At 63.2% G+C, this 25338-nt stretch carries 24 protein-coding genes; 8 read left to right on the top strand and 16 right to left on the bottom strand.

Annotated features, from left to right (window positions below; translation table 11 throughout):
• Positions 1-162: 162 nt before the first annotated feature.
• Complete coding sequence (gene relA, locus AB5Y64_RS20290) at positions 163-2373, bottom strand: GTP diphosphokinase (RefSeq protein ID WP_010675631.1); 2211 nt, start codon at positions 2371-2373, stop codon at positions 163-165.
• A gap of 349 nt (positions 2374-2722) precedes the next feature.
• The gene (gene rlmD, locus AB5Y64_RS20285; protein WP_039041040.1) at positions 2723-4045 is read right to left on the bottom strand and encodes a 23S rRNA (uracil(1939)-C(5))-methyltransferase RlmD; all 1323 of its coding nucleotides are present in this window, start codon (positions 4043-4045) and stop codon (positions 2723-2725) included.
• Between the two features lie 269 nt (positions 4046-4314).
• Between rlmD and barA the strand changes: the two genes are divergently transcribed.
• The 3 genes from barA (at position 4315) to AB5Y64_RS20270 (ending at position 8508) form a co-directional block, all read left to right on the top strand.
• Positions 4315-7035, top strand: coding sequence for a two-component sensor histidine kinase BarA (barA, locus tag AB5Y64_RS20280; protein ID WP_039041039.1), 2721 nt, complete (start codon positions 4315-4317; stop codon positions 7033-7035).
• A gap of 64 nt (positions 7036-7099) precedes the next feature.
• Positions 7100-7585 (top strand): DUF1456 family protein, encoded by a 486-nt coding sequence (locus AB5Y64_RS20275; RefSeq protein ID WP_010675634.1) that lies wholly within the window; start codon positions 7100-7102, stop codon positions 7583-7585.
• A gap of 32 nt (positions 7586-7617) precedes the next feature.
• Positions 7618-8508 (top strand): N-acetylmuramoyl-L-alanine amidase, encoded by an 891-nt coding sequence (locus AB5Y64_RS20270; RefSeq protein ID WP_039041038.1) that lies wholly within the window; start codon positions 7618-7620, stop codon positions 8506-8508.
• A gap of 141 nt (positions 8509-8649) precedes the next feature.
• Here AB5Y64_RS20270 and pdxJ read toward each other — a convergent pair whose 3' ends face one another.
• From pdxJ to rpoE, 10 genes are all read right to left on the bottom strand, one after another.
• Positions 8650-9387 (bottom strand): pyridoxine 5'-phosphate synthase, encoded by a 738-nt coding sequence (gene pdxJ, locus AB5Y64_RS20265; protein ID WP_039040536.1) that lies wholly within the window; start codon positions 9385-9387, stop codon positions 8650-8652.
• Between the two features lie 157 nt (positions 9388-9544).
• Positions 9545-10255: a DNA repair protein RecO gene (recO, locus tag AB5Y64_RS20260; RefSeq protein ID WP_039040537.1), complete on the bottom strand. Its 711-nt coding sequence runs from the start codon at positions 10253-10255 to the stop codon at positions 9545-9547.
• A complete protein-coding gene (era, locus tag AB5Y64_RS20255) occupies positions 10256-11155 on the bottom strand; it encodes a GTPase Era (RefSeq protein WP_010675638.1) in 900 nt (299 codons plus the stop codon).
• A gap of 61 nt (positions 11156-11216) precedes the next feature.
• Complete coding sequence (rnc, locus tag AB5Y64_RS20250; RefSeq protein WP_010675639.1) at positions 11217-11888, bottom strand: ribonuclease III; 672 nt, start codon at positions 11886-11888, stop codon at positions 11217-11219.
• The gene (gene lepB, locus AB5Y64_RS20245) at positions 11889-12812 is read right to left on the bottom strand and encodes a signal peptidase I (protein ID WP_010675640.1); all 924 of its coding nucleotides are present in this window, start codon (positions 12810-12812) and stop codon (positions 11889-11891) included.
• 3 nt (positions 12813-12815) lie between these two features.
• Positions 12816-14609 carry a translation elongation factor 4 gene (gene lepA, locus AB5Y64_RS20240; protein ID WP_010675641.1) on the bottom strand — a complete coding sequence of 598 codons (1794 nt, stop codon included), beginning with the start codon at positions 14607-14609 and terminating at the stop codon, positions 12816-12818.
• A 159-nt stretch (positions 14610-14768) separates the two neighbouring features.
• Positions 14769-15230 (bottom strand): SoxR reducing system RseC family protein, encoded by a 462-nt coding sequence (locus AB5Y64_RS20235; protein ID WP_039040538.1) that lies wholly within the window; start codon positions 15228-15230, stop codon positions 14769-14771.
• Positions 15231-15320: 90 nt separating this feature from the next.
• On the bottom strand, positions 15321-16301 hold the full coding sequence (locus AB5Y64_RS20230; RefSeq protein ID WP_010675643.1) for a MucB/RseB C-terminal domain-containing protein: 981 nt from the start codon (positions 16299-16301) through the stop codon (positions 15321-15323).
• A gap of 21 nt (positions 16302-16322) precedes the next feature.
• The gene (locus AB5Y64_RS20225) at positions 16323-16910 is read right to left on the bottom strand and encodes a sigma-E factor negative regulatory protein (protein ID WP_039040539.1); all 588 of its coding nucleotides are present in this window, start codon (positions 16908-16910) and stop codon (positions 16323-16325) included.
• A gap of 22 nt (positions 16911-16932) precedes the next feature.
• Complete coding sequence (gene rpoE / locus AB5Y64_RS20220; protein ID WP_010675645.1) at positions 16933-17514, bottom strand: RNA polymerase sigma factor RpoE; 582 nt, start codon at positions 17512-17514, stop codon at positions 16933-16935.
• Positions 17515-17695: 181 nt separating this feature from the next.
• Between rpoE and nadB the strand changes: the two genes are divergently transcribed.
• On the top strand, positions 17696-19303 hold the full coding sequence (nadB, locus tag AB5Y64_RS20215) for an L-aspartate oxidase (protein ID WP_010675646.1): 1608 nt from the start codon (positions 17696-17698) through the stop codon (positions 19301-19303).
• 120 nt (positions 19304-19423) lie between these two features.
• Here nadB and AB5Y64_RS20210 read toward each other — a convergent pair whose 3' ends face one another.
• On the bottom strand, positions 19424-19795 hold the full coding sequence (locus AB5Y64_RS20210; protein ID WP_039040608.1) for a protein YgfX: 372 nt from the start codon (positions 19793-19795) through the stop codon (positions 19424-19426).
• Positions 19796-19853: 58 nt separating this feature from the next.
• Positions 19854-20123 carry a succinate dehydrogenase assembly factor 2 gene (locus AB5Y64_RS20205; RefSeq protein WP_010675648.1) on the bottom strand — a complete coding sequence of 90 codons (270 nt, stop codon included), beginning with the start codon at positions 20121-20123 and terminating at the stop codon, positions 19854-19856.
• Between the two features lie 113 nt (positions 20124-20236).
• Between AB5Y64_RS20205 and ygfZ the strand changes: the two genes are divergently transcribed.
• On the top strand, positions 20237-21148 hold the full coding sequence (gene ygfZ, locus AB5Y64_RS20200; RefSeq protein ID WP_039040540.1) for a tRNA-modifying protein YgfZ: 912 nt from the start codon (positions 20237-20239) through the stop codon (positions 21146-21148).
• A 7-nt stretch (positions 21149-21155) separates the two neighbouring features.
• Here the strand turns inward: ygfZ and AB5Y64_RS20195 are convergent, their stop codons facing one another.
• Positions 21156-22037, bottom strand: coding sequence for a LysR family transcriptional regulator (locus tag AB5Y64_RS20195; RefSeq protein WP_010675650.1), 882 nt, complete (start codon positions 22035-22037; stop codon positions 21156-21158).
• Positions 22038-22161: 124 nt separating this feature from the next.
• Between AB5Y64_RS20195 and AB5Y64_RS20190 the strand changes: the two genes are divergently transcribed.
• Positions 22162-22599, top strand: coding sequence for a PACE efflux transporter (locus tag AB5Y64_RS20190; RefSeq protein ID WP_128296064.1), 438 nt, complete (start codon positions 22162-22164; stop codon positions 22597-22599).
• Positions 22600-22669: 70 nt separating this feature from the next.
• Here the strand turns inward: AB5Y64_RS20190 and AB5Y64_RS20185 are convergent, their stop codons facing one another.
• A complete protein-coding gene (locus AB5Y64_RS20185) occupies positions 22670-23011 on the bottom strand; it encodes a hypothetical protein (RefSeq protein WP_039040542.1) in 342 nt (113 codons plus the stop codon).
• 183 nt (positions 23012-23194) lie between these two features.
• On the opposite strand from AB5Y64_RS20185, the gene cutA reads away from it, so the two are divergent.
• Positions 23195-23512 (top strand): divalent-cation tolerance protein CutA, encoded by a 318-nt coding sequence (gene cutA / locus AB5Y64_RS20180; RefSeq protein WP_010675653.1) that lies wholly within the window; start codon positions 23195-23197, stop codon positions 23510-23512.
• Positions 23509-25287: a protein-disulfide reductase DsbD gene (locus AB5Y64_RS20175; protein ID WP_039040543.1), complete on the top strand. Its 1779-nt coding sequence runs from the start codon at positions 23509-23511 to the stop codon at positions 25285-25287. The genes cutA and AB5Y64_RS20175 overlap by 4 nt, the downstream gene beginning before the upstream one ends.
• Positions 25288-25338: the final 51 nt, after the last annotated feature.

Here is a 25338-nt window from a genome sequence, read left to right as displayed (position 1 = left end):
CACTTTCGATTCAGTAAATGGGTTCATGAATATCCGCTCACGCCACTGCTCCACATGATGTGGAGCCATGGCGGCCGGAGATGGGGCGCGTGATATCCGTCTTCAATGCTCTGCAAGGAGGGAGAAAATGCAGACCGGCCACTGGGGCCGGTCGGTTGAGCATTACAGCCGCTTGGCGCTGATCACGTCGTTGAGCTGACTGAGCTTGGCCAACGCCCGGTTGAAGGCGTTGATGTTGTAAATCTCCAGCTCCATGTCGATTTCGGCGGTCTGCTCGCGCACGTTGGAGCGCGAACGCACTCCCATCACGTTGATCTTCTCGTTGGCGAGCACGGTGGTGATGTCGCGCAGCAGGCCGGATCTGTCGTTGGAGAGAATGCGGATGGTGAGACCGTAACCGCCGGAGTAGTTCTCCCCCCAGACCGCATCGATCAGGCGCTCCGGGTTGCGACGCGACAGCTCCTTGAGCTGCTCGCAATCCTCCCGGTGGATGGAAACCCCCCGTCCCATGGTGATGAAGCCCTGGATGGCGTCCCCCGGGATGGGCTGGCAGCAGCGGGCGATGTGAGTCATCAGGTTGCCCACCCCTTCCACCACGATGTGATCCTTGGGTTTGGGGCGGAAGGGCACATTGGCCTTCTGCTCCAGCTTCTCCAGCAGACGGCGATCTTCTTCTTCCGCCGTCGGCTTGTTGTAGCGGGTGTCGAGGTAGTTGAGCAGCTGGTTGATGCGGATGTCGCCGCTGCCGATACCGGCCAGCAAATCCTCCAGCTCCTCCGCATGGAAACGCTCCAGCACCACCTTGTCCACCTTGGAGAGGGTGAGGTTGTGGCGGTCCAGCTCCTTCTCCAGCAACTCCTTGCCGGCGGCGATGTTCTTGTCCCGGTCCAGCTTTCTGAACCAGGTGGCCACCTTGGCCCGCGCCCGGCTGGAGCGCAGGAAGCCGGCGTTCGGGTTCATCCAGTCGCGGCTCGGGTTCGGCTCCTTCTGGGTGATCACCTCCACCTGATCACCGGTTTGCAGCGTATAGGTGAAGGGCACGATACGACCGTCGATCTTGGTGCCGATGCAGCGGTGACCGATCATGCTGTGCACGTGATAGGCGAAGTCGAGCGGCGTCGCCCCTGCCGGCAGGTCGATGACATCGCCCTTGGGAGTGAAGACATAAACCCTGTCCTCGAACACCTGACTGCGCAGATCGTCCAGCAAGGAGCCGCTCTCCGAGAGATCCTCCTGCCAGGCGAGGAGTTTGCGCAGCCATTCGATCTTGTCTTCGAAGGTGCTGGTCTTCGCAGCGGCCTGGGCCCCTTCCTTGTAGCGCCAGTGCGCAGCCACACCGAGCTCCGCATCCTGATGCATCTGCTCGGTACGGATCTGGATCTCCACCGTCTTGCCCTCCTCCCCCACCACCACGGTGTGGATGGACTGGTAGCCATTGGGCTTGGGGTTGGCGACATAGTCGTCAAATTCGCGGGGAATATGGTGGAAATGGGTGTGAACGATACCGAGCGCCGCGTAGCAATCCTGCAGCCGCTTGGTGATCACCCGCACCGCGCGCACATCGAACAGCTCGTTGAATTCGAGGTGCTTCTTCTGCATCTTGCGCCAGATGCTGTAGATGTGTTTCGGTCGGCCATAGACCTCGGCCTCGACGCCGGCCTCGGCCAGGGCATCGCGCAGAGACTGCACGAATTCACGGATGTAGCGCTCGCGGTCGAGCCGTTTCTCGTCCAGTTGCTTGGCGATCTGCTTGTAGGTGTCCGGGTGCAGGTAGCGGAAGGCGAGATCCTCGAGCTCCCACTTGAGCTGACCGATACCGAGGCGGTTCGCAAGGGGGGCATAGATGTTGGTGATCTCCTGGGCCATCAGCACCCGGGTCTCCTCATCCGCCTTCTTCGCTTCACGCAGGCAGGCGATGCGCTCCGCCAGCTTGATGACCACGGCGCGCACGTCCTCGACCATGGCGAGCAGCATGCGGCGCACGTTGTCCACCTGCTCCGGCGAGGTTTCGCTGCGGTGAAGGGTTTGCAGGGAGCGGATGGCCTCCATCTCCAGCACCCCTTCCACCAGCTTGGCGATCTTGGGGCCGAAGTCCTCGTTCACCTTTTCCTGGCTGATGAGACCGGCTTCGACGAAGGGATAGAGAATGGCGGCCTTGAGGGTGGCGAGATCCATGCTGAGCATCAGCAGGATGCCCACCATCTCGACCCCGCGCACCAGCAGGCGGTTGGTGAGCGCTTCGTCACCCAGGGTCAGGCAATACTGGTAGACGGTTCGCAGCTGATTCTTGTCACTTTCACTCAGGGTAAGGGAACTGACCCACTCATCCAGAGTGAAATTGTCTTTCAAATGAATATCGCGCACCGCAACCATGGTATCAATCCTTAAAAGTGTGGGGTCGAAAGCCGATGCTCTCCTCATCCCCTCATCAACTGATGACTGCCTCAAATGGGGATGCATGAAAGAGTTTTCAAGGCATGTCACCGCGCAAGGTGACAGGGCTCTTCCCCGCATCCGATCCACTATCGACGACCTAGATTACCCTAATCACTCCCGCTCAAACAGCGCTGCCGCCGCTGGAAAACCAAGATAACCGCATGCTGCCCTGCCCGTTGAAGGCAGCGAGAAACACCTGTTTTACCTCACTCTGGCAGCATCATGCACATCGAAAAATCATCACGACCGCATCTTGATTCATCCAGAATAATGCGGTCGCCTCGACTCAACCCCGTTCGAACAGCGCCATGGACTCCAGATGACCGGTGTGGGGGAACATGTCCAGCATCCCCAGACGGGTCAGCTTGTAGCCCCCCTGCACCAGCACCTGGCTGTCACGGGCCAGGGTGACCGGGTTACAGGAAACATAGACCACCCGTTTGGGGGAAAGTGCCACCACGTGGCTCATCACCTCCAGCGCCCCGGGTCTGGCCGGATCCAGCAGTACCAGATCGAACCCTTCCCGGGCCCAGGACATGCCCACGATGTCACCGCTCAAGTCCGCCTTGTAGAAGCGGGCGTTGTCGATGCCGTTGCGGCGGGCATTCTCCTGTGCACGCGTCACCATGGCGAGCTCCCCTTCCACCCCCACCACTTCGCGGGCCTGACGGGCCAGCGGCAGGGTGAAGTTGCCGATGCCGCAGAAGAGGTCCAACACCTTGTCATCCTTGCCTGCGTCGAGCCAGCTCAATGCCTGCTCCACCATGCGCTGGTTGACGGGCCCGTTGACCTGGATGAAGTCGCCGGGAGCGAATGCAAGAGACAGGCCATCCAGCGTGTAACTTGGCTGAGACTGTTGACGCAGAGGTTCGATCTGCTCGTTCGCCGCCTGCAGATAGAGGTCTATCCCCTGGGCGGTGGCAAACTCGGTCAAGTGCGCCCGATCTGCCTCGGTGGGGCGACCGGTGTGGCGCAGCAGCATCAAAATGCCCTGCTCCCCCTGAATGAGTTCCGCATGGCCCAGTTCGCGCTGGCTCTTCAACCGGTTGAGGCATTCGCGCAGAGGGGCGATAAGGGCGGAGAGGGGCTCGGCCAGCACAGGGCAGCCGGCAATCTCTACCAGATCGTTCGACTGGCGACGACGAAAGCCAACCCGGGTGCAGCGACCGTTCTTGTCAAACTTGATGGCCAGACGGCAGACCCTGCGGTAGGCGCGGGACTCCCCCGTCAGCGCAGGTGCCAGCGCCGGCGCCTGGATGTTGCCAAGGCGCTCGAACAGGCTGACCAGTCCCGCCTCCTTGGCCGCCAGTTGATCTCCCTCTCCCAGGTGCTGGGCACTGCAACCGCCACACTCGCGATAGTGGTCGCAGAAGGGGGTGACCCGGTTGGCCGCCGGGGTCACCACCTGTTGCAGGGCGGCGTGGGCATAGTGCTTCTTGTCGTCGATGATGCGGGCCTTGATGGCCTCGCCGGGCAGCGCCCCTTCGACGAAGATGGCCTTGCCCTGATGACGGCCGACGCCGACACAGTGGTGATCCAGACGGTCTACCGTAAATTCAATACGTTGGGGCTGGGTGGACTTCTTTTGGGGCTTGAAAAACTGGGCCATAAAACTTGGTGCCTATAGGTGGCTATGTCATGATTGTGGAATCTGCGGCAGACCATTGTCCCACAAGAATAATCGTATGACCAAATACGGCCTGAGGGCCCCAACAGCGGCATCCGCCCCATCGTCCATTCTGACCAAAAGTGGCCCATTGATATGACCGGATACGGCCTGAGACCCCGTACAGCGACAATGACTGTATTGCCTGCCCGACCCCGGTGCCTGCATGCGCCCCGGATCATGGCTTCTCTTGCGAAAGGCGGGTCGGCGGCATGACCAAGTACGGTCTCAGGGCCCGGGTGCTGGCCTTCACCATCTTGCCGACCCTCATCATCGGCGGCCTCATCGCCGGCTATTTCACCTTCCACCGCTATCAGCAGCTGGAAAACAACCTCATCGATCAGGGCATCAACATCATAGAGCCGCTGGCCATCGCCAGCGAATACGGCATGACACAGCACAGCCGCGAATCCCTCAAGCGGCTGATCGGGCTCACCCATCGCAAGAACTCGCCCTTCATCAAGTCCATCGCCGTCTTCACCCAGGAGAACCAGCTGTTCGTGACGTCCAACTACCACAGGGACTTCAGCCAGCTTCGTCTGCCGGACGGCAGCGTCATCCCGGCCCTGACCAGCGTCTCCGTCAACGGCGATGACATCATACTGCGCACCCCCATCCAGGCAGAGACCAGCCTGGACGGCTTCCCGCTGCCAAGCGATCTGGAGCCGCCGGTCATCGGCTACATCTCCATGCAGCTCGCCACGGACAGGGCCATCGTCCTGCAGTACCGCGACGCCTTCTTCGCGGTCATCATCGTGCTCATCGGGCTGGCCATCAGCGCCCTGTTCGGCTTCCGTCTGGTCAAGAGCGTGACCCAGCCCATCACCGACATGGTGCAGGCGGTGCACCGGATCAGGGAGGGGCGACTCGATACCCGGGTCAGCGGCCAGCTCACCGGCGAGCTCGACATGCTGAAAAACGGCATCAACGCCATGGCCAAGGCGCTCTCCGAATATCACGAGGAGATGCAGCAGAACATCGATCAGGCGACGTCGGATCTGCGGGAGACCCTCGAGCAGATCGAGATCCAGAACGTCGAGCTCGACATGGCGAAGAAGCGCGCCCAGGAGGCGGCCAGGGTCAAGTCCGAGTTCCTCGCCAACATGTCCCACGAGCTGCGCACCCCGCTCAACGGGGTCATCGGCTTCACCCGCCAGCTGCTCAAGACCAGTCTGACCCCGAGCCAGACCGACTACATGCAGACCATCGAGAAGTCGGCGCGCAACCTCCTTGGGATCATCAACGACATCCTCGACTTCTCCAAGCTGGAAGCGGGCAAGCTGCAGCTCGAGCACATCCCCTTCAGCCTGCGGGACACCCTCAACGAGACCATGCACCTGCTGGGGCCGAGCGCCCACGACAAGCAGCTCGAACTCTCCCTCCAGGTGGATGCCGCCGTGCCGGACTACCTCACCGGCGACCCCATGCGTCTGCAGCAGGTGCTCACCAACCTCACCGGCAACGCCATCAAGTTCACCGAGCGCGGCAACGTGGACGTGCGTGTCGAGCAGACCGGGGAATCCAGCGGCAACAAGGTGCGCCTGCGGGTGCTGATTCGCGATACCGGCATCGGCATCTCGGAAGAGCAGCAGCGCCAGTTGTTCCAGGCCTTCAACCAGGCAGACTCCTCCATCTCCCGCCGCTATGGGGGCACCGGGCTCGGGCTCGTCATCACCCAGAAACTGGTGCAGCAGATGGGGGGCCAGATCCGCTTCGAATCCGAACTCGGCAAGGGGTCAGTTTTCTCGTTCCACCTGGATCTGGATGTCTCGCCCCTGCCCCAGAGCGAGCGGCTTCCGCTGGATCGCATCCAGGGCAAGCGGGTCTGGCTGCTGGAGCCGGATCCCTTCACTCACGCCTCCCTGCTCGCCCTGCTGGGAGAGTGGCACCTGGATGTGCACTCCCTGACGGTGGACGAGGAGTGGCCCCCGATGAGCAGCCAGGACATGGTGCTCATCGGTAGCAGCACCGTGCACAGCCCGCAGCAGGTGATTGCCCGTCTCGACGGACTGGACGGCCAGCAGAACACCATAGTGCTGCTCAGCAGCCACGAGCCGGCCCTCTACGACGCCATGCTGGCCCACGGCGCCGTCCACTGCCTCTCCAAGCCCATCAACCATCGCAAGTTGCTGCACGCTCTGCTCTCCCCCGAGGCGGTACGCCGTGCCCCCCTGCCCGCGCCGACGCCGCGCAGCGTGCAGGCGGTCAAGGTGCTGGCGGTGGATGACAACGCCGCCAACCTCAAGCTCATCGCAGCCATGCTCAAGGAGATGGTGACCGAGGTGGTGGTGTGCAAGAACGGCAAGGAGGCGGTCAACCTGGCCCAGAGCCAGCCGTTCGACATCATCTTCATGGATATCCAGATGCCCGTCATGGACGGCATCAGCGCCACCCAGGCGATCCGCCACCACTCCCTCAACACCGAGACCCCCATCGTCGCGGTCACCGCCCATGCCATTCCCGGTGAGCGGGAGCGCCTCATTCGCCAGGGCATGGACGACTACCTGGCCAAACCCATCGACGAGGGGATGCTGGCGCAGCTCATCACCGACTTCGCCCACCGGCGGCACCAGAATCACGGGGATCAGCAGATAGACTGGCCCCTCGCCGTGCGTCAGGCCGCCGGCAAGCCGGCCCTCGCCCGGGAGATGCTGACCATGCTGCTGGCCAGCTTCGACGAGGTGGAGCCCATCCTGGCGGCGGCGCTGGAAGGGAGTGCCGACGATGCAGACGTGCTGGCCCAGCTCCACCGCCTCAACGGTGGCTGCGCCTACTCCGGGGTGCCGGGTCTGCAACGCCTGCTCTCCCAGCTCGAGCAGCAGCTGCGCGACGGGGTCGCCGTGAGCGATCTGGAGCCCGAATTGCTGGAGCTGCAGGATGCCCTGGAGCAGGTGAGGCAAGAGGCTCCCCGCTACCTGGCCCTGACCGACTGAGGCGCTTTTTCTGACTGGACAGGCGGCAGGTGGTAACATCTGCGCCGTTTCCACAGGAGTCAACATGACCAACAACGATATTCTACGCCGCCTGCGCTATGCCCTCAGCATCAGCAACGACCAGATGGTCGAGATCTTTGCCAAGGGCAATCTGGCCATCACCCATGCCCAGTTGCACGGCTGGCTGATGAAAGAGGCCGAAGAGGGCGAGGCACAGGAAGCGGGCTTCGCCGCCTGCCCGGACTCGGCACTGAGTCAGTTCCTCGACGGCTTCATCGCCCTGCGCCGCGGTGTGCGGGAAGATGCCCCGCCCCAGGTCATCCCGAACCGGATCAACAACAACCTGATCCTGCGCAAGCTGCGCATCGGCCTCAACTACAAGGAAGAGGAGATGCTGGGCACCCTCAAGCTCGCGAACTTCAACCTCTCCAAGTCCGAGCTGAGCGCCCTGTTCCGCGCCAGGGATCACAAGCACTATCAGGATTGCGGGGATCAGATCCTGCGCAACTTCCTGATTGGCCTCACCGCCAAATACAGGCCCGGGCCCTGATGACCGCCTCCGGCCAGGTGCGAGGCTAAACCATGGGCTGGCGCCGCCGGCTGACTCCACGCCCGTCGGCGAGCGGCGGTGCGTGCCGGTTCGCGGCGCGCTGGTTCTGGTCACTGCCCCTCATCCTGCTGCTCGGCGCCTGCCAGCCTGCGCCCTATCGGCTCAATCAGGATCATCAGAGCGCCAGCCAGAACGAGCGCATCGCCTTTCTCATCCTGCACTACACGGATGAAGAGGATGCCCGCTCCCTGCGCCTGCTGACCGAGCCGGAGCACAAGGTGAGCGCCCACTACCTGATCCCCCGCGACACCGACGAGCAACCGTTCCCGGTCTACCAGCTGGTGCCCGACAGCCAGCGGGCCTGGCACGCCGGACGCAGTCGCTGGCATCACTACGCCGGGCTCAACGCCAGTTCGCTCGGTATCGAGATAGTGAATCTCGGGTATGACGAGAAAGACGCGGCCCTGCCCGCCCATCTGAGACACTGGCAACCCTATCCCCCTGCCCAGATCGCCGCCCTCGGCGCCCTCGCCCGGGATCTGATCGAACGCTACCAGATCCCCCCCACCCAGGTGCTGGCCCACAGCGACGTCGCCCCCGAGCGCAAGCAGGATCCCGGCCCCCGGTTCCCCTGGCGCGAACTCGCCCTGCGCTACGGTGTCGGCGCCTGGCCCGACGAGGCCCGGGTGGCCGAGCTGCGCCAGACGCAGCTCAATCCTTGGGATGCGCTGCAATGGCAGCAGCAGCTTGCCCGTTACGGCTACGGCCTACCCCAGCACGGCGCCTGGGATGAGCAGAGCCGCGCCGCCCTGCGCGCCTTCCAGCTTCACTTTCGCCCTGCCCTGGTCACCGGCGAGCCGGATGCCGAGTGCCAGGCCATCCTCACCGCCCTGCTGGAGCGCTACTTCCCGGAACCAGGCTGAGGCGCCCCTTCCCTTTCGCCCTCTGCACACGGATGCCCGGCCCCATGCCAGATGAGCTCGGGGTTCACCCCGCCTTCCACTCCTGAAAACCACAAGGGACGCCGAAGCGTCCCTTGTGGTTTTCATACCTGCGAAGCGGCATCAGATCCCCTGACGGGCTTCCTGCATCAGCGCACGCATGTCGCTGACCGCCTTGGCCAGACCGTCGAAGGCGGCGCGGCCGATGATGGCGTGACCGATGTTGAGCTCATAGAGCTCGGGGATGGCGGCGATGGCCTTGACGTTGTGGTAATGCAGACCGTGGCCCGCATTGACCTTCAAGCCCTTGCCAGCGGCGTAGGAAGCACCGGCGGCGATGCGCTTGAACTCGGCGTTGCGCTCGGCATCCGTGGTGGCATCGGCGTAGCGGCCGGTGTGGATCTCGATGAAGGGAGCACCGCTCGCGGCGGCCGCATCGATCTGCAGCGGATCCGCATCGATAAAGAGCGACACTTGGGCGCCCACGGCGGCCAGGCGGGTCACCGCATCGGTCACCTTGTCCAGCTGGCTCGCCACGTCCAGACCACCCTCGGTGGTCACCTCGGTGCGCTTCTCCGGCACCAGGCAGACGAAGTGGGGCTTGATGCGGCAGGCGATGCCGATCATCTCCTCGGTCACCGCCATCTCCAGGTTCATCCTGGTCTGTATGGTCTGGCGCAGGATCTCCACGTCCCGGTCGGTGATGTGGCGGCGATCTTCCCGCAGGTGGACCGTGATGCCATCGGCACCGGCCTGCTCGGCCACGAAGGCGGCCTGTACCGGATCCGGATACTGGGTGCCGCGGGCGTTGCGCAGGGTGGCGATATGGTCGATGTTCACACCCAGGTAGATCTCGCTCATTGCTTACTCCTTGATACAGGTCATCTGTGAATGCCGGAGCGGGTGGAGCCCGCCCCTCTGTCCATGTGCCGCCGCAGGCCGGTTATGGCCACGGCGACAGCATTATTGTTCATGAAAGGCGATGTCATAAACACAAAACATCACCAGATAATAAAAATCAGCTTGAAACACTGCCTTTTCGCTTCAAAAAGAGCTCCCTGCTCTTCAGTTGACGCTTGCCGAGATAGGGCTGCAGCGCCAGCCGGCTGAAACGCTTGGCCGCCTGCAGCAAGGGAGGCGTGTCGAAACGCCCCTCGGCGAAGGCCAGCAGGTGGGCACCGAGGAACAGGGTACGGGGATCCGGCGCCCGCTCGCAAGCGACAAAGCCGAGCTCCCGCTCGAAGCCGTAGAGCAGGGTAGGGTCGATGGGGGAGTCGTCGTCCGCGGCATATTCGAAGTCCACCGCGTAGCCCAGGGCCTGCAGCAGCAGGAACTCGAAGCGGCGCAGGGGCAGCTCCGGGGTCTCGCCGTCCGCCAGGGCCATGATGGCACGGGCATAGGCGTCGAACACCTCGGGGAAGGGGGTGTGCGCTTCCAGCAGGTAGTAGACCAGCTCGTTGAGATAGAGGCCGTAGAAGAGGCGATCCCCGCCGAGGCGCAACGAGTGATCCGGGCACTCCACCTGGGTGAGGTTCTTGAGATCCCCCTTGCCGCGCCAGGCAATGGTGAGCAGGGTGAAGGGCTGAAGCAGCCCCTTCAGAGAGGAGCGTGGCCCGCGGGAACCGCGAGCCACCAGGGTGAATCGACCGCTATCCTGGGTGAAGACCTCGACCAGCTGGCTGGTCTCCCGATAGGGCCGACTGTGGATGACGAAAGCCGGGGTCAGCAATCAGTCGTCGCCATACCCGAGGCTGCGCAGGGCCCGCTCGTCGTCGGCCCAGCCGGACTTGACCTTGACCCACAGTTCGAGATGCACCTTGTTCTGGAACAGCCGTTCCATGTCGATGCGCGCCTCTGTGCCGATGGTCTTGATCTTCTCGCCCTTGTTGCCGATGACCATCTTCTTCTGGCCTTCGCGCTCCACCAGGATGAGCCCGTGGATGTGGTAAAGACCGTTTTCCTCGACCTTGAAGCGCTCGATCTCCACCGTCACCGAATAGGGCAGCTCCTCGCCGGTGAAGCGCATCAGCTTCTCGCGGATGATCTCGGAGGCCATGAAGCGGGAAGAGCGGTCGGTCACGTAATCTTCCGGGAAGAAGTGGACGTTCTCCGGCAGCAGATCCTTGGCCCACTCGCGGATCTTCTCCACGTTGGTGCCCTTCTCGGCACTGATGGGCAGGATGTGGGCAAAGTTCATCTGCTGTCCCAGCCACTCGAGGTGCGGCAGCAGATCCTCTTTCTCCTTGACGTTGTCGATCTTGTTGACCGCCAGCACCACGGGGCACTTGAGGTGGCGCAGCTTGCCCAGCACCATCTCGTCATCCTTGGTCCAGTGGGTGCCGTCCACCACGAACACCACCATGGCCACGTCCCCCAGGGAACTGGTGGCGGCGCGGTTCATCAGGCGGTTGATGGCCCGCTTCTCCTCGATGTGCAGACCCGGGGTATCCACATAGATGGTCTGATGGTTCTCCTCGGTGTCGATCCCCAGGATCCGGTGACGGGTAGTCTGGGGCTTCTTCGAGGTGATGCTGACCTTCTGGCCGAGCAACTTGTTGAGCAGGGTGGACTTGCCCACGTTGGGGCGGCCCACGATGGCGACAAAGCCGCAATAGGTGGTATCTGTCATGACCGCGTTCCCAATGCTGATGGAGTGAAATGAGCGCACAGTGCCGGATCCGTCATGGTGCTCATGACAGCCGTTCCAGTGCTTGCTGCGCCGCGGCCTGTTCGGCCTTGCGGCGGCTGGAGCCGATCCCGACCAGGGGGCCATCCAGCCCATCCACTTCGCACTGGACGGTGAACTCCTGGTTGTGGGCCTCGCCCTTGACGTTGGTCACCGTGTAGGTCGGCAGGGATTTGCGGCTGCCCTGAAGGATCTCTTGCAGACGGGTCTTGGGATCCTTCTGTTCGATCCCGGGCTTGATCTCGCCAAGGCGGCTGGCATACCAGCCGAGCAGGAGGCTGCGCACCCGCTCCAGATCCGTGTCCAGATAGATGGCGCCGATCACCGCCTCGACGGTGTCGGCCAGGATGGACTCGCGGCGAAAACCGCCGCTTTTCAGCTCCCCCGGCCCCAGGATCAGGTGATCCCCGAGGTCGAATTCCCGGCCCAGCTCGGCCAGCGTCTTCTCGCGCACCAGGGTGGCGCGCATACGGCTGAGATCCCCTTCCGCCGCCTGCGGGAAGCGGTGGAAGAGGTCATCGGCAATCACCAGACTCAGGATGGAGTCCCCCAGAAATTCCAGGCGCTCGTTGTGACGGGACCCTGCGCTGCGATGAGTCAGAGCCCGGGTCAGCAGCTCAGGATCCTGAAAGACATGCCCGAGACGGGACTGCAGTCTGTTCATCTTGATATTCATTTACTTGATTCCGCCAATGCGGTTGAAGCGCACACCGGTCGGCACCCAGCTCGGCAAGCTGGACCCTTCCTCGCGCTCGAATTCGAAACTGATCCAGATGGCGACCGCCTTGCCCACCAGGTTCTGCTCGGGCACGAAACCCCAGAAACGGCTGTCGGTGCTGTTGTCGCGGTTGTCACCCATCACGAAATAGTGGCCTTCCGGCACCACCCACTCGTCGGGGTAGGTGCCGGGCTGGCGATAGTAGCGGTCCACCAGGTCCGGCATCAGCGGGTTGCGCAAGGTCTCGTGGGAGACATCACCCAGCTGTTCGGTGTAGCGATCCAGCGGGATCCCCATCTGGCTGAACTCGCCGCGCTGCTCGAACTTGACGTCCAGCTTCTGGAAGCCGGGGCACGTTTTCCCTTCCTGCTCATCGCACTTGGGCCGGATCATCAGCTCCTTGTTGCGATAGATGACCCGATCGCCGGGCATGCCGACCACCCGCTTGATGTAGTCCACCCGGGTATCCAGCGGATACTTGAAGACCACCACATCACCGCGCTTCGGCTCGCCGGTCTCGAGGAACTTGGTGTTGGTCACCGGGTCCTTGAGGCCGTAGGCAAACTTCTCCACCAGGATGAAGTCGCCCACCAGCAGGGTCGGCATCATGGAGCCGGACGGGATCTGGAACGGCTCGAAGATGAAGGAGCGCAGGATCAGCACCAGCGCGATCACCGGGAAAACCCCGCCGGTCTGTTCGATCCAGACCGGCATGGGGGCCACCTTGGCCAGTGTCTTCTCGTCCACATCCGGACCGGCATTGGCACGGGCGGCGGCAATCTTGGCCGCCCGCTGCTTGGCCCAGACCAGCTTGTCGAGCGTCCAGATGATGCCGGTCAGCAGGGTGACGACGACGAGGATCAGGGAAAAGGTGCTTGCCATCGATTAATCCTTTCCGACGTGGAGAATGGCGAGGAAGGCCTCTTGTGGCACGTCCACACGGCCCAGGGACTTCATCCGCTTCTTGCCTTCTTTCTGCTTGTTCAACAGCTTCTTCTTCCGGCTCACGTCACCACCGTAGCACTTGGCGGTGACGTCTTTACGCAATGCCTTGACGGTGCTGCGGGCGATGATCTGGTTGCCGATGGCGGCCTGAATGGCGATGTCGAACATCTGGCGCGGGATCAGCTCACGCATCTTCTCCACCACCTGGCGACCGCGATACTGGGCGTTCTCCTTGTGGGTGATGATGGCCAGGGCGTCGACCCGCTCGCCGTTGATCATGATGTCCAGACGGACCATGTCGGAGGTTTCGAAGCGCTTGAAGCCGTAGTCCAGGGAGGCGTAGCCGCGACTGGTGGACTTCAGACGGTCGAAGAAGTCGAGCACCACTTCCGCCATCGGGATCTCGTAGGTCAGCGCCACCTGCTTGCCGTGGTAGACCATGTTGGTCTGTACGCCGCGCTTCTCGATGCAGAGGGTGATGACGTTGCCCATGTACTCCTGCGGCAGCAGGATGTGACACTCGGCGATGGGCTCGCGCATCTCCTTGATGTTGTTGATGGCGGGCATCTGGGCCGGGCTGTCGATGTGGATGGTGGAGCCATCGTTCAGCTCGATCTCGTAGACCACGGTCGGCGCAGTGGTGATGAGATCCAGATCGTATTCACGCTCCAGACGCTCCTGGATGATCTCCATGTGCAGCATCCCAAGGAAGCCGCAACGGAAGCCGAAGCCCAGTGCCGTGGAACTCTCCGGTTCGTAGAACAGGGAGGCGTCGTTGAGGGAGAGCTTCTCCAGCGCATCGCGGAAGGACTCGTAGTCATCGCTGGAGATGGGGAACAGGCCCGCATAGACCTGGGGCTTCACCTTCTTGAAGCCGGCCAGCGCCTTCTCGGCACCGTGCTTGGCCAGGGTCAGGGTATCCCCCACCGGCGCACCGTGGATATCCTTGATGCCGCAGACGACCCAACCTACCTCGCCACAACCCAGGCCGTCGGTGTCCACCTGCTTCGGCGTGAAGATACCGATGCGATCCACGCCCCATACCTGACCGGTGCTCATCACCTTGATCTTGTCGTTCTTCTTCAGGGAACCGTTCTTGATCCGCACGAGCGACACGACCCCGAGGTAGGAGTCGAACCAGGAGTCGATGATCAGCGCCTGCAGCGGCGCCTCCGGATCCCCTTCCGGGGACGGGATCTTGGCGACGATCTCTTCCAGCACCAGATCGACACCGAGGCCGGTCTTGGCGGAGCAGCGCACCGCGTCCACCGCGTCGATGCCGACGATGTCCTCGATCTCCTCGGCAACCCGCTCGGGCTCTGCGGCCGGCAGGTCAATCTTGTTCAGCACCGGCACCACTTCCAGATCCATTTCCATGGCGGTGTAGCAGTTGGCCAGAGTCTGTGCCTCAACCCCCTGACCGGCATCCACCACCAGCAGTGCCCCTTCACAGGCAGCCAGGGAGCGAGAAACCTCGTAGGAGAAATCCACGTGGCCCGGGGTGTCGATAAAGTTCAGCTGATAGGTGTTACCGTCTTGTGCCTGGTAGTTCAGGGTCACACTCTGTGCCTTGATGGTAATGCCGCGCTCGCGCTCCAGATCCATGGAGTCCAGCACCTGGGCCTGCATCTCGCGATCGGACAGGCCGCCGCAAGTCTGGATCAGACGGTCCGACAGGGTCGACTTACCGTGGTCGATGTGCGCAATAATCGAAAAGTTACGAATGTGTTTCATCGAGCAAGAATCACTCAAAATTAAGTTAGGGTCGGATATGAGGGCAGGATTTTACTGGATAACCCGGTCGACGGCCAATCTTTAGTCGGCGGGCCCCACAAATAGCGCCTTGTCTGGCGGGCGTTGGGCACCTGGATGCCCTCCGCCAGACCCGGCCCCTCAAGAGAGATGACGGGTATTGAGCACCACCCCGAGCATGCGGGGACCGTATTCCCCCTGCTCGAGCCGGTCAGAAAAGTAACGAACCAGTAAAAATCCGATGGCGCCGCCCAGCAGACAGCAGAGGATGGTCACCCCCTCTCCCGCCGACAAGAGCGGCACCAGCCAGAGCTGGCCGAGCAGGGCGCCCAGCAGCAGACAGAAGAGCGGCAGCACGTACACCAGGGCCGCACCGCGCAGGATGCTGGCCTGAGGGATGCCCAGGCGGATCTGCTGGCCCACCGCCACATCGCCGGTGAGGGCGACCCGCAGCCGCTGCGCCTTCATGGGAAAGGCCTTGGCGACGGTGCCGGTCCCGCAGCTGGATTGTTGGTGGCAACCGCTGCAGGCGGATCGCCGCTCGCACTCCACCCAGGCGTGATTGCCGTCGATGGCCACTACTGTGGCCAGCTCTTCACTCATGTTACTCACCTGATGACTCCTCACAGGGGGCGGTGGATGCACCGGATCTCAGCACGGAGGCACCCTCAGGGCAAGTCTCACGGCAAAGACTCACTGCACCGCCTCGTTGCGGGCCAGTGGCTGCACGGCCTCAGCGATGCGCTTGGCGGTTTCGGCGGGCACCTCGCCCACCACGGTGATCTCTACCCCGACCTCGTTGACGAAGCTCACCAGCGAGGTGGCCCCCTGGCGAATCAACTGCTGGCGCACCGCCTGCTTGGGATCGACCCGGGAAACGTAGACGGAGAGATCCACCAGCCCGTCGGAGAGCATCATGTAATCCACCGGCAGACTGGTGCTGACCAGCTGATGCCGATCCTGAGAGAGCACCTTGAAGCCATCGGGCAACCAGGTCAGGTGCCAGTTGAGGGTCTGCTGGGGAGCGGGATAGGCATCTTCCAGCGCCAGCGCATCCGGCAGCTTGCTGCGTGCCAGGGTGACCAGCCAGGGGGCCGGCGCAGATTGCCTGTCCAGATCCACCCCCAGCACCTGTTCCACCAGATTGCCCTCTCGATCCACCATGTCCACCCGCAGCAGCAGATGGCTCTGTTCGTCAATCCAGAGCACGAAGCCGTACTTGTCCGCCTCCTTGGGCACCAGCCGCACCACTTGTGCCACCAGGCCGGCCACCCGGCTGCGGCCCGCCAGCACGGGGTCATAGCTCTCCATCACCCGGGGCAGCGGCATCCTCACCAGGCTCGACCAGACCCCGGGGAAACGCGCCCCCTTGAGGGTGTAGGGTTCATGGGTGTTTTCGAAGAAGGTGTATTCGTTCTGGCGTTGCAGGAACTCCACCGCCTTGCCGTCGAGATAGCTCAGGTGAGCCACCTCCTTGCCATCGATGATCCCGTGGCTGAAACGGATAGGCTCGAGGCGCCCCTGGCGGGCCTTGACCATGGACAATTCGAAGTTTTGTTGCGAAACGGCACTCTGCATCTGCTGCAACAAGGCCTCGGCCGACAGATCGTCGGCCGAGGCCTTGGCACAAATCAACAGGAGAGAGGCCAGCAGGATACGGCTGGACTGGCGCACGATCTGATCCCTAAAAATGCGTTATTCCTGAATCTGCTTGTCTTGCAGCAGACGCTGTTGCAGTTGATGGTCGCGCAGGAAGGCATTGATGCGCTCGCGCTGCTCCTGCATCTGCTGCTCGCTCAGACCTTGCTGACGCACACCGGTCCGGCTGCCATCCTGGGGATAGTGCACGCTCACCGGCGCAGCACTGCCACCCACGGGTATGGTATTGAGCACCGGGCTGCTCGGCACACCATCCTTGCCCTGGTACTGCTGCACGCCGAAGATGACGGCGGCAGCCACGGAGGCGGCAATGGCATACTGCCCCACTTGCTGGCCAAAGCGGCGAACGAAGGGGATCACCTTGCCGGCGGGCTGCACCTGGGGCGCAGCAGGCTGTGCCGGCTTGGGCGCCAGTATGGCGGGTTCATCCTCCAGCGCCAGCATGATGCTGTCGCTGAGATCCAGTTGCAGATTGACCGGCAGGTCACCCCGCATGGCATCACCGATCAGATGGTAACGCGACCAGGTATCCTGCAGAGCGGGATCCGTTCCCAGCTCGTTCAGTACCTCGATTTCGCTGAGGTCGCCATCCATCAGGGCTGAAAGTTGCTCTTTATTTGCCATAAGTTTGCCTGTCTTTCCCCAGTTAATGCTCGATCAGAGGTTGCAGCTTTTTATCGATTGCTTCCCTCGCCCGGAAGATGCGGGATCTCACCGTACCCACCGGACAATCCATGATCTCCGCAATCTCCTCGTAGCTCAGCCCTTCCATTTCACGAAGGGTGATCGCCGTTCTCAAATCTTCTGGCAAGGCTTCTATGGCGGTAAACACAGTACGCTTGATCTCGTCGGTCAGCGCCAGGTTTTCCGGGGTGGCCACCTCTTGCAGGGCTTCACCACCACCATAATATTCAGCCTCGTCCGCTTCGACATCACTGCTGGGCGGTCTGCGCCCCTGTGACGTCAGGTAGTTTTTGGCCGTGTTGACGGCGATCCGGTACAACCAGGTGTAAAACGCGCTCTCACCACGGAATGTCGGCAACGCACGGTAGGCCTTGATGAATGCCTCCTGCGCCACATCCGGTACATCGCCCGGATTGTTGACATACCTGGCCACCAGGTTGACCACCTTGTGCTGGTACTTGCGTACCAACAGGTTGAATGCATTTTTATCGCCACGCTGGACCCGTTCAACCAGCTGTTCGTCCAGTAGATTCTGGTCGCTCATCAGAGCCGTAAAACCCCCATCAGGTTATCGTTTTTCTTTTCCGGCCCCTTCTAAGCGCACAAGTTCAGACAGGAGGAATCAGGGAAAGTTCGCTTGCATTGAAAAAAATGTGATGCGGGCTGCATCACAACCCCCCTTGGGCTACCATGGGGCCAGTTCTTAATCCAGGCCAATGATACTTATGAAAGCAAGTGTTGAATACCTTTGCGACGTACTCATCATTGGCAGCGGTGCCGCCGGTCTGTCCCTCGCGTTGCGATTGGCAGACCAGGCCAAAGTCCTGGTTCTGAGCAAGGGGCCCATCAGTGAGGGGGCCACTCTCTATGCGCAAGGAGGCATCGCTGCCGTGTTCGACGAGACCGACAGCATCGAATCCCACGTGAGCGACACGCTCAACGCCGGCGCCGGGTTGTGCGACCCGGCAGTGGTGGAGTTCACCGCCCGCAACGCCCGCGACTCCATCCAGTGGCTCATTCAGCAGGGAGTCCCCTTCGATCAGGAAGAGGATGCCGAGGGGGAATCCCACTATCACCTGACCCGGGAAGGGGGCCACAGCCATCGCCGCATCTTCCACGCGGCCGACGCCACCGGCAAGGCGGTGCAGCTCACCCTGATCGACCAGGTGCGCGCCCACCCCAACATCCAGCTGATGGAGCGCTTCAACGCGGTCGATCTCATCACCACCCGCAAGCTGGGTCTGCCGGGCAACAAGGTACTGGGAGCCTATGTCTGGAATCGCAACGCCGAGCAGGTCGAGGTGATCCGCGCCCGCTTCGTGGCGCTGGCCACCGGCGGGGCCTCCAAGGTATACCAGTACACCTCCAACCCCGATGTAAGCTCTGGCGACGGCATCGCCATGGCATGGCGCGCCGGCTGCCGGGTGGCGAACCTGGAGTTCAACCAGTTCCACCCCACCAGCCTGTTCCACCCGGACGACCCCAACTTCCTGCTGACCGAGGCCCTGCGCGGCGAAGGGGCCTACCTGCGCCGTCCCGACGGCAGCCGCTTCATGCCGGAGTTTGACGAGCGGGCCGAGCTGGCCCCGCGGGACATCGTCGCCCGCGCCATCGACCACGAGATGAAGCGCCTCGGGGCGGATTGCATGTATCTGGACATCAGCCACAAGCCGGCGGATTTCATCATCAAGCACTTCCCGACCATTTATGAGCGCTGCCTCGCGGTCGGTATCGACATCACCAGGGAGGCGATGCCCATCGTCCCGGCGGCCCACTACACCTGTGGCGGCGTGATGATCGACAACAACGGCCAGACCGACATCCCCGGCCTCTATGCCATCGGCGAGGTGACCTATACCGGGTTGCACGGCGCCAATCGCATGGCCTCCAACTCCCTGCTCGAATGCGTGGTCTATGCCCATCAGGCGGGAGCCGACATCCTGGCCAAGCTGCCCACCAGCGTGGCGCCCCCCAGCCTGCCGGCCTGGGACGAGAGCCAGGTGGATGACTCGGACGAGCAGGTGGTGATCCAGCACAACTGGCACGAACTGCGGCTGATGATGTGGGACTACGTGGGCATAGTGCGCACCAACAAGCGCCTGGCCCGGGCCAAGCGTCGCATCGATCTGCTCAAGCAGGAGGTGCAGGAGTACTACGCCAACTTCCGGGTCTCCAACAACCTGCTGGAGCTGCGCAACCTGTTGCAGGTGGCCGAGCTCATCGTCAACTGCGCCCTGGAGCGCAAGGAGTCTCGCGGTCTGCACTACAACCTGGATTATCCGGACATGCAGCCAGACTCCAAGCCGACCGTGCTGACCCCGGATCGGGAATGACGCCGGATCAGGAATAAGGCCGTTGCGTTCGATTCGGGCGTATGCCCTCCCCCAGATGACCCCGCCCAGGCGGGGTCATCTGCTATGAGCGGCAGATGTGGCAGGTAGAGAGAGACGCCCCTAGCGGACAGCGAGGTGGATGGCGCGGGCCAGGGTGCGGTAGTGTGCAGGGGCCAGGGCATCGGAGAAGAGCCAGAGCTGCCCCTCGGAGCCCTCCACCGTCTTCAGCCGCAACCAGAGCACCCCGGGCAGGATGCGGCTGCGGGGATCCAGCCGATGGCGCCCCCCTTGCCACTCGAGCCACTCCCCATCCCAGACGAGCACGCCGCTCGCCGCCGGATGGCGGCGCAACGCGCGCCACAGACTCAGCCCCCAGACAGGGAGGAACAGCCCCCATTGCCAGCCCTGGATCAGGCTGGCGACGGGCAAGAGCAGCAACAGAAACAGGATGCACAGCAGCAGACGCTGCTGGCGGGAGGCGATCACGGGCATCACTGCCCGCTGGGGAGACGCGAGGCTGGCCATGAGGGGTGGCGGTCGCGAGTCGGGCTCAGCGCAGGCTGTCGTGGCGGGCCTGGTTGCGCTCGAGGATCAGGGGGATCATGGCGGCAAAAGCGGGATCCTCGGGCACGCCGTGACCCATGCACCAGCGGAACAGCTCGGGATCCTCGCACTCCAGCAGGCGGATGAAGGTGCGCTGTTCGGCCTCGCCGAGGCCATCGAACTCGTGCTCAAAGAAGGGCATAAAGATCACATCCAGCTCGAGCATGCCGCGACGGCAGGCCCACTTCAGGCGGGACTTCTCACTTGGGTTCAACATGGAACTCTCCTTACAAAGACCGGGGAATGGTAGCAGCAGGATTTTCCGGCTGACAAACATTCCTTACGTCTTTACCATGCAGGTCACATACTTTCTGTCTCTGGAATCCCATCGTGAGCCTGCCGACCCCTCTTCTTCCTGCCGAGCCGACCCTGTTTTCCCTGACCAATCTGGCCATCACCCGCCTCGGCGGCCCGGATCGCGCCAAGTATCTGCAAGGTCAGGTCACCTGCGACGTCAACGCCCTTCAACCGGGCCAGAGCACCCTCGGCGGCCACTGCGATCCCAAGGGCAAGCTGTGGAGCGATTTTCGCCTGCTCTGCCTGGAAGACAGCCTGCTGATGCTGACCAAGCCCTCGGTGCTGGCCCGCCAGCTGCCGGAGCTCAAGAAGTTTGCGATCTTTGCCAAGGTCGAGATCGGCGAGTTTCAGGGCAGCCTGACCGGACTGGCCGGTCAGGGGACGGACGACTGGATGGCACAGCACTTCGCGCTGACCGGCACCGGTCTGGTGGAGGGCGGCATGGCAGTCAGGGTGGAGGCGGACCGCTGGCTGCTGGCGAGCACATCCCCGCTGGCCCTGAACCTGCCGGTGGGCGACGAAGGACTCTGGTGGGGGCTGGAAATCAAAGCCGGTCTCCCCCATCTGGAAGCTGTCCATCAGGGGGAATACATCCCCCAGATGCTGAACCTGCAAGCTCTTGATGGCATCAGCTTCAACAAGGGCTGCTACATGGGGCAGGAGACGGTGGCGCGCGCCAAGTATCGCGGCGCCAACAACCGCGCCCTCTTCGTGCTGAGCGGCACTGCCGCAACGCAGGTGGCCAGCGGTGACACCCTGGAGATCCAGCTCGGTGACAACTGGCGCCGCAGCGGTCTGGTGCTCAACGCCTGGCAGCAGCAGGGTCAGGTGTGGCTCACCGCCGTGCTGCCCAAGGACACCGAGGCCGACGCCCGCTTCCGCCTCAAGCTGGAAGAGGGCTCCAGCCTCGGTCTGCAACCCCTGCCCTACGCGTTGATCGACTGAATCCCCCCTAGCGAGGCACCCGCGCCAGCAGTGCCTCCTGCAACCAGCGCCCCGCCTGCCCGAGCGGGCGGGCGCGATACCACTGCAACTCCAGCGCCAGTTCCGCCTCGGCGATGAAGTCCGGCTTGAGCACCACCAGCTCCCCCCGCGCCAGGGGCCGGTGCAGCAGAAACTCGGGCACCGCCGCCCATCCCAGCCCCAGTTTCACCAGCTCCAGGATCCCGAGATCCCCCTCCACCCACCACACTTGCGCCGAGAGGCGGAAGCGATGGCGCTCCGTCCCCTCCCGCCGTCCGGTCACCATCAACTGGCGAGCCCCTTGCAGGTCACTCTCCTTCAACGGCGTCTTGTGGGCCAGGGGGTGATCCGGAGAGACCACCAGGGGCATGGTGACCGTCCCCAGGGAGCGGGAGACCAGCTCCCGCTCGGGGTGCGCCTTCTGGTAGCTGATGCCGAGCTGGGCACGGCCGCTCTTGAGCAGCTCGGTCACGTCTTCCATCAGCGGGAACAACAGCTCCAGCTCCACCGCCGGGTAGCGGCTGGCGAACTCCTCCAGCAGGGAGCCAAGCCAGGGCAGGTGGGAGTCATCGTCGATGGCCAGGGTGAGGCGCGACTCGACGCCGTTGGCCAGCTCGCCGGCGATGGCCTGCAGTCGCTCGCTCTGGGCCAGCAGCACCCCCGCCTCCTGACAGATGCGGGCACCCGCCTCGGTCAGCACGGGATAGCGGCCGCTGCGATCGAACAGCGCAAGGCCGAGATCGATCTCCAGGTTGGCGATGGCGGCACTCACCACCGACTGGGCCTTGCCCAGCCTGCGCGCCGCCGCCGAGAACGACCCGGTCTCGGCCGTCGCCAGCAATGCCTTGAAGTGTTCCAGTGAAGGGGTCATGAGCCTGCTCCGCCGTGCTGTTGTGTCGTCACATCTATCTATTTTAGCGATAGATACCAACGTGAATCTATCCGCTTTTGGCGATACATTGCCGCCATTCCCTGACCAAAGAGAGAGACAGACCATGCGTACGACCCGTGACCGCCTGCGCCACGCCATCGGCTTCGAATTGATTGGCCTGCTGATCGCCGCCCCGCTGGCCAGCTGGGTGACCGGCGTCGGGCTCAACCACATGGGCCCCCTGGCCCTGTTCTTCTCGGTGGTCGCCACCGTCTGGAACTATGTCTACAACATCGGGGTGGACAAGCTGCTGCTGCGCTATCAGGGCCACACCCACAAGGCGCTGTGGCAGCGGGTGCTGCATACCTTGGGTTTCGAGGGGGGCTTGCTGATCGTCGCCCTGCCGGTGATGGCCTGGTGGCTCGACATCGGCCTGCTGGAGGCGCTGGTGCTGGATATGGGCTTCGTGCTCTTCTACCTGGTCTATGCCTTCGTCTACAACTGGAGCTACGACAAGGTGTTCCCCATTCCCATGGGACAGGTGCAGAAGGCGCTGGGATAAGCGATTCGAGGGGTAAGGGCGAGGCACCATCATGCGATGGCATGATGGTGCTGAAGAGGGCCTCGCGGGGTCAGGCCTGGGCCTTGACCTCTTCCGGCGGGGCATCGTCCTGCCTGGTTTCCTGGCGCATCATGGCTTCGAGGTCGCTCTGGTACTGGTTCAGCATGCGCTGGGCCGCCACCATGTCCCCCTTGTGCAGGCGCTCGAACAGATGATGCTGCACCACGCCGTTGAGGTACTCCACCGTGATGGGTTGCTCCAACGCCGACAACAGCTCCTCTTTTTCCAGCTCCGCATTGATCTCGTCGACACTGGTACGCAGCAGACCGGCCAGTTGCACCAGCATGCGGCGCTCCCCTTCACGCAACAGGCTCAACATGCGGTTTCTCTGCTGCTCATTCTGTTGGGTCATACATTTCCTTACGTAGAATTGGAACAAGCCCGCTCATTCTGCCCTGTCCTTTTCACAGCGTCCATCTCGGGCGCATGACTTATTCCGGGTGCGGGGGGCCGGGTGCTATTTGCCCCCCGGCCCGGTATAGTAACGGCTGATCCAGGGGGCCCGTGCGCCCCGTTGCCGAGACCGTCCATCCCTATGACCGACGCCATTCTGGTGCTCTGCACCTGCCCCGACGAGACCAGTGCAGACCGCCTCTGCGAGCAGCTGCTCGACCAGCGCCTCGCCGCCTGCATCAACCAGCTGCCCGGGGTTACCTCCGTCTATCGCTGGCAGGGCAAGACGGAACGAACCCGGGAGATCCAGCTCGTCATCAAGAGTCGGGCCGCTCTGTTCGAACCCCTGCGCCAGTGCATTCTCGCCCACCATCCCTACGAGGTACCGGAGATCCTGGCGCTCCCCGCAAGCCAGGGCCACCCTGCCTATCTCGACTGGTTGACACAGGAGACCTCATGACCGCCTCTCACCCCCTCTCCTTCCTGCTGATGCTGCTGGGCCTGCTCTGCGTCCTGACGACGGCCCCCGCCCGGGCCAGCAGCCAGGATCTGCTCGGCAGCCTCGGCATCGAGACCCAGCCCAGATTCCTCAAGGTGGATCAGGCCTTCGCCCTCGAGAGCGAACAACAGGGTGATCGGCTGCTGCTCCGGATACGCATCGCCGACGGCTACTACCTCTATCGCCACAGCATCCGTGTGAAGGGAGAGAACCTCGCCTTCGACGAGCCCGTCCTGCCCCCCGGCACCGAGCACGAGGATGACTTCTTCGGCAAGAGCCAGGTCTATTACCAGGAGGTGCAGATCCCCGTGGCGCTGACCCGGGTCGGGGACGCGGCCAGCCTCACCCTGAGTTACCAGGGCTGCACCGAGGGACTCTGCTACCCACCCACCGACAAGCGGATCGCCGTCGAGCCCCTCGCCGCCCCCGCCCGGGCGGAAGCGGCGGCCCCCCTTCAGGGCACCGACGTGCCGGGCAGCCAGCAGGACAGGCTGGCGGCCGCCCTCGGCAGCCAGGGGTTCTGGATCAGCGTCGCCGCCTTCTTCGCCCTGGGTCTCGGCCTCGCCTTCACCCCCTGCGTCTTCCCCATGTATCCCATCCTGACCGGGATCATCGCCGGGGCCGGGCATCGCCTCTCCACCCGTCGCGCCTTCCTGCTCTCCTTTGTCTATGTGCAGGGGATGGCGGTCACCTATACCCTGCTCGGGCTCGTCGTCGCCTCGGCGGGCCTGCAATTCCAGGCGGCCCTTCAACACCCCTATGTGCTCATCGGCCTCTCGGTGATGTTCGTGCTGCTCGCCCTCTCCATGTTCGGGCTCTACACCCTGCAACTGCCGAGCAGCCTGCAAACCCGTCTCTCGGGCTTCTCCAACCGCCAGCAGGGCGGATCCGTGGCCGGCGTCGCCATCATGGGCATGATCTCGGGACTGGTCTGCTCCCCCTGCACCACGGCGCCGCTCTCCGGGGCCCTCATCTACGTGGCCCAGAGTGGCGACCTCTGGCTCGGCGGTGCGGCCCTCTATGCCCTCTCCCTGGGCATGGGGCTGCCGCTGCTCTTGCTCGGCACCTCTGGCGGCAAGCTGCTGCCCAGGGCCGGCGCCTGGATGGATGTGATCAAGCAACTCTTCGGCTTTGCGCTGCTGGCGGTACCCATCCTGCTGCTCTCAAGGCTCCTGAGCGACCAGATGTCCACCCTGCTCTGGCTCGGCTGGGGACTGGTGCTGTGCGGTTATCTCTATCACCACAACCAGCATCGCGCCCATTCGGTGGGCAAGAGCCTCGGCGGCTTCGTCCTGCTGCTGGGGATGATGGGCCTTGTGGTGGTGGGCAAGGATCTGCTGCTGCCACCCGAGGGGGCCAATGCCGCCGCCCAGACCCAGGCCCCCCGATTCATCCGCATCAAGACCCTGGACGATCTCAAGGTGCAGCTCGCCGCCGCCCGCGGCAAGCCGGTACTGCTGGATCTCTACGCCGACTGGTGCGTGGCCTGCAAGGAGTTCGAGCACAAGACCTTCAGCGACCCCGATGTGCAGGCGCGCTTCGGCGAGATGGTGCTGCTGCAGGCGGACGTCACCGCCAACGACGACGCCGACGTGGATCTGCTCAACGGCCTCAACGTGCTGGGATTGCCGACCCTCATCTTCTTCGATCGCGATGGCAACGAGGTGAACGGCCAGCGGGTGACCGGCTTCATGGGGCCTGTCGAATTTCTCGGCCAGCTGGACAAGCTGCGCTAGATGGAGCTTCGGCGACTGTCAGCGTTTCACCCAGAGCACAGGGGCTGGCTG

The sequence above is a fragment of the Aeromonas sp. R5-1 genome, from assembly GCF_040908265.1.
Lineage (GTDB): Bacteria > Pseudomonadota > Gammaproteobacteria > Enterobacterales > Aeromonadaceae > Aeromonas > Aeromonas caviae.
Note: the sequence above shows the minus strand (reverse complement) of the source record. Positions and strands in the feature narration are given on the sequence as shown.

Coding starts and splice junctions, on each gene's coding strand:
- pdxJ (WP_039040536.1), bottom strand. CDS start 9,387: ATGAGCGAGATCTACCTGGGTGTGAACATCGACCATATCGCCACCCTG.
- AB5Y64_RS20225 (WP_039040539.1), bottom strand. CDS start 16,910: ATGGCAAATAAAGAGCAACTTTCAGCCCTGATGGATGGCGACCTCAGC.
- rlmD (WP_039041040.1), bottom strand. CDS start 4,045: ATGGCCCAGTTTTTCAAGCCCCAAAAGAAGTCCACCCAGCCCCAACGT.
- rpoE (WP_010675645.1), bottom strand. CDS start 17,514: ATGAGCGACCAGAATCTACTGGACGAACAGCTGGTTGAACGGGTCCAG.
- lepA (WP_010675641.1), bottom strand. CDS start 14,609: ATGAAACACATTCGTAACTTTTCGATTATTGCGCACATCGACCACGGT.
- relA (WP_010675631.1), bottom strand. CDS start 2,373: ATGGTTGCGGTGCGCGATATTCATTTGAAAGACAATTTCACTCTGGAT.
- AB5Y64_RS20205 (WP_010675648.1), bottom strand. CDS start 20,123: ATGTTGAACCCAAGTGAGAAGTCCCGCCTGAAGTGGGCCTGCCGTCGC.
- rnc (WP_010675639.1), bottom strand. CDS start 11,888: ATGAATATCAAGATGAACAGACTGCAGTCCCGTCTCGGGCATGTCTTT.
- AB5Y64_RS20270 (WP_039041038.1), top strand. CDS start 7,618: ATGGGCTGGCGCCGCCGGCTGACTCCACGCCCGTCGGCGAGCGGCGGT.
- nadB (WP_010675646.1), top strand. CDS start 17,696: ATGAAAGCAAGTGTTGAATACCTTTGCGACGTACTCATCATTGGCAGC.
- era (WP_010675638.1), bottom strand. CDS start 11,155: ATGACAGATACCACCTATTGCGGCTTTGTCGCCATCGTGGGCCGCCCC.
- AB5Y64_RS20235 (WP_039040538.1), bottom strand. CDS start 15,230: ATGAGTGAAGAGCTGGCCACAGTAGTGGCCATCGACGGCAATCACGCC.
- lepB (WP_010675640.1), bottom strand. CDS start 12,812: ATGGCAAGCACCTTTTCCCTGATCCTCGTCGTCGTCACCCTGCTGACC.
- cutA (WP_010675653.1), top strand. CDS start 23,195: ATGACCGACGCCATTCTGGTGCTCTGCACCTGCCCCGACGAGACCAGT.
- AB5Y64_RS20195 (WP_010675650.1), bottom strand. CDS start 22,037: ATGACCCCTTCACTGGAACACTTCAAGGCATTGCTGGCGACGGCCGAG.
- AB5Y64_RS20275 (WP_010675634.1), top strand. CDS start 7,100: ATGACCAACAACGATATTCTACGCCGCCTGCGCTATGCCCTCAGCATC.
- barA (WP_039041039.1), top strand. CDS start 4,315: ATGACCAAGTACGGTCTCAGGGCCCGGGTGCTGGCCTTCACCATCTTG.
- AB5Y64_RS20185 (WP_039040542.1), bottom strand. CDS start 23,011: ATGACCCAACAGAATGAGCAGCAGAGAAACCGCATGTTGAGCCTGTTG.
- AB5Y64_RS20175 (WP_039040543.1), top strand. CDS start 23,509: ATGACCGCCTCTCACCCCCTCTCCTTCCTGCTGATGCTGCTGGGCCTG.
- AB5Y64_RS20190 (WP_128296064.1), top strand. CDS start 22,162: ATGCGTACGACCCGTGACCGCCTGCGCCACGCCATCGGCTTCGAATTG.
- AB5Y64_RS20210 (WP_039040608.1), bottom strand. CDS start 19,795: ATGCCCGTGATCGCCTCCCGCCAGCAGCGTCTGCTGCTGTGCATCCTG.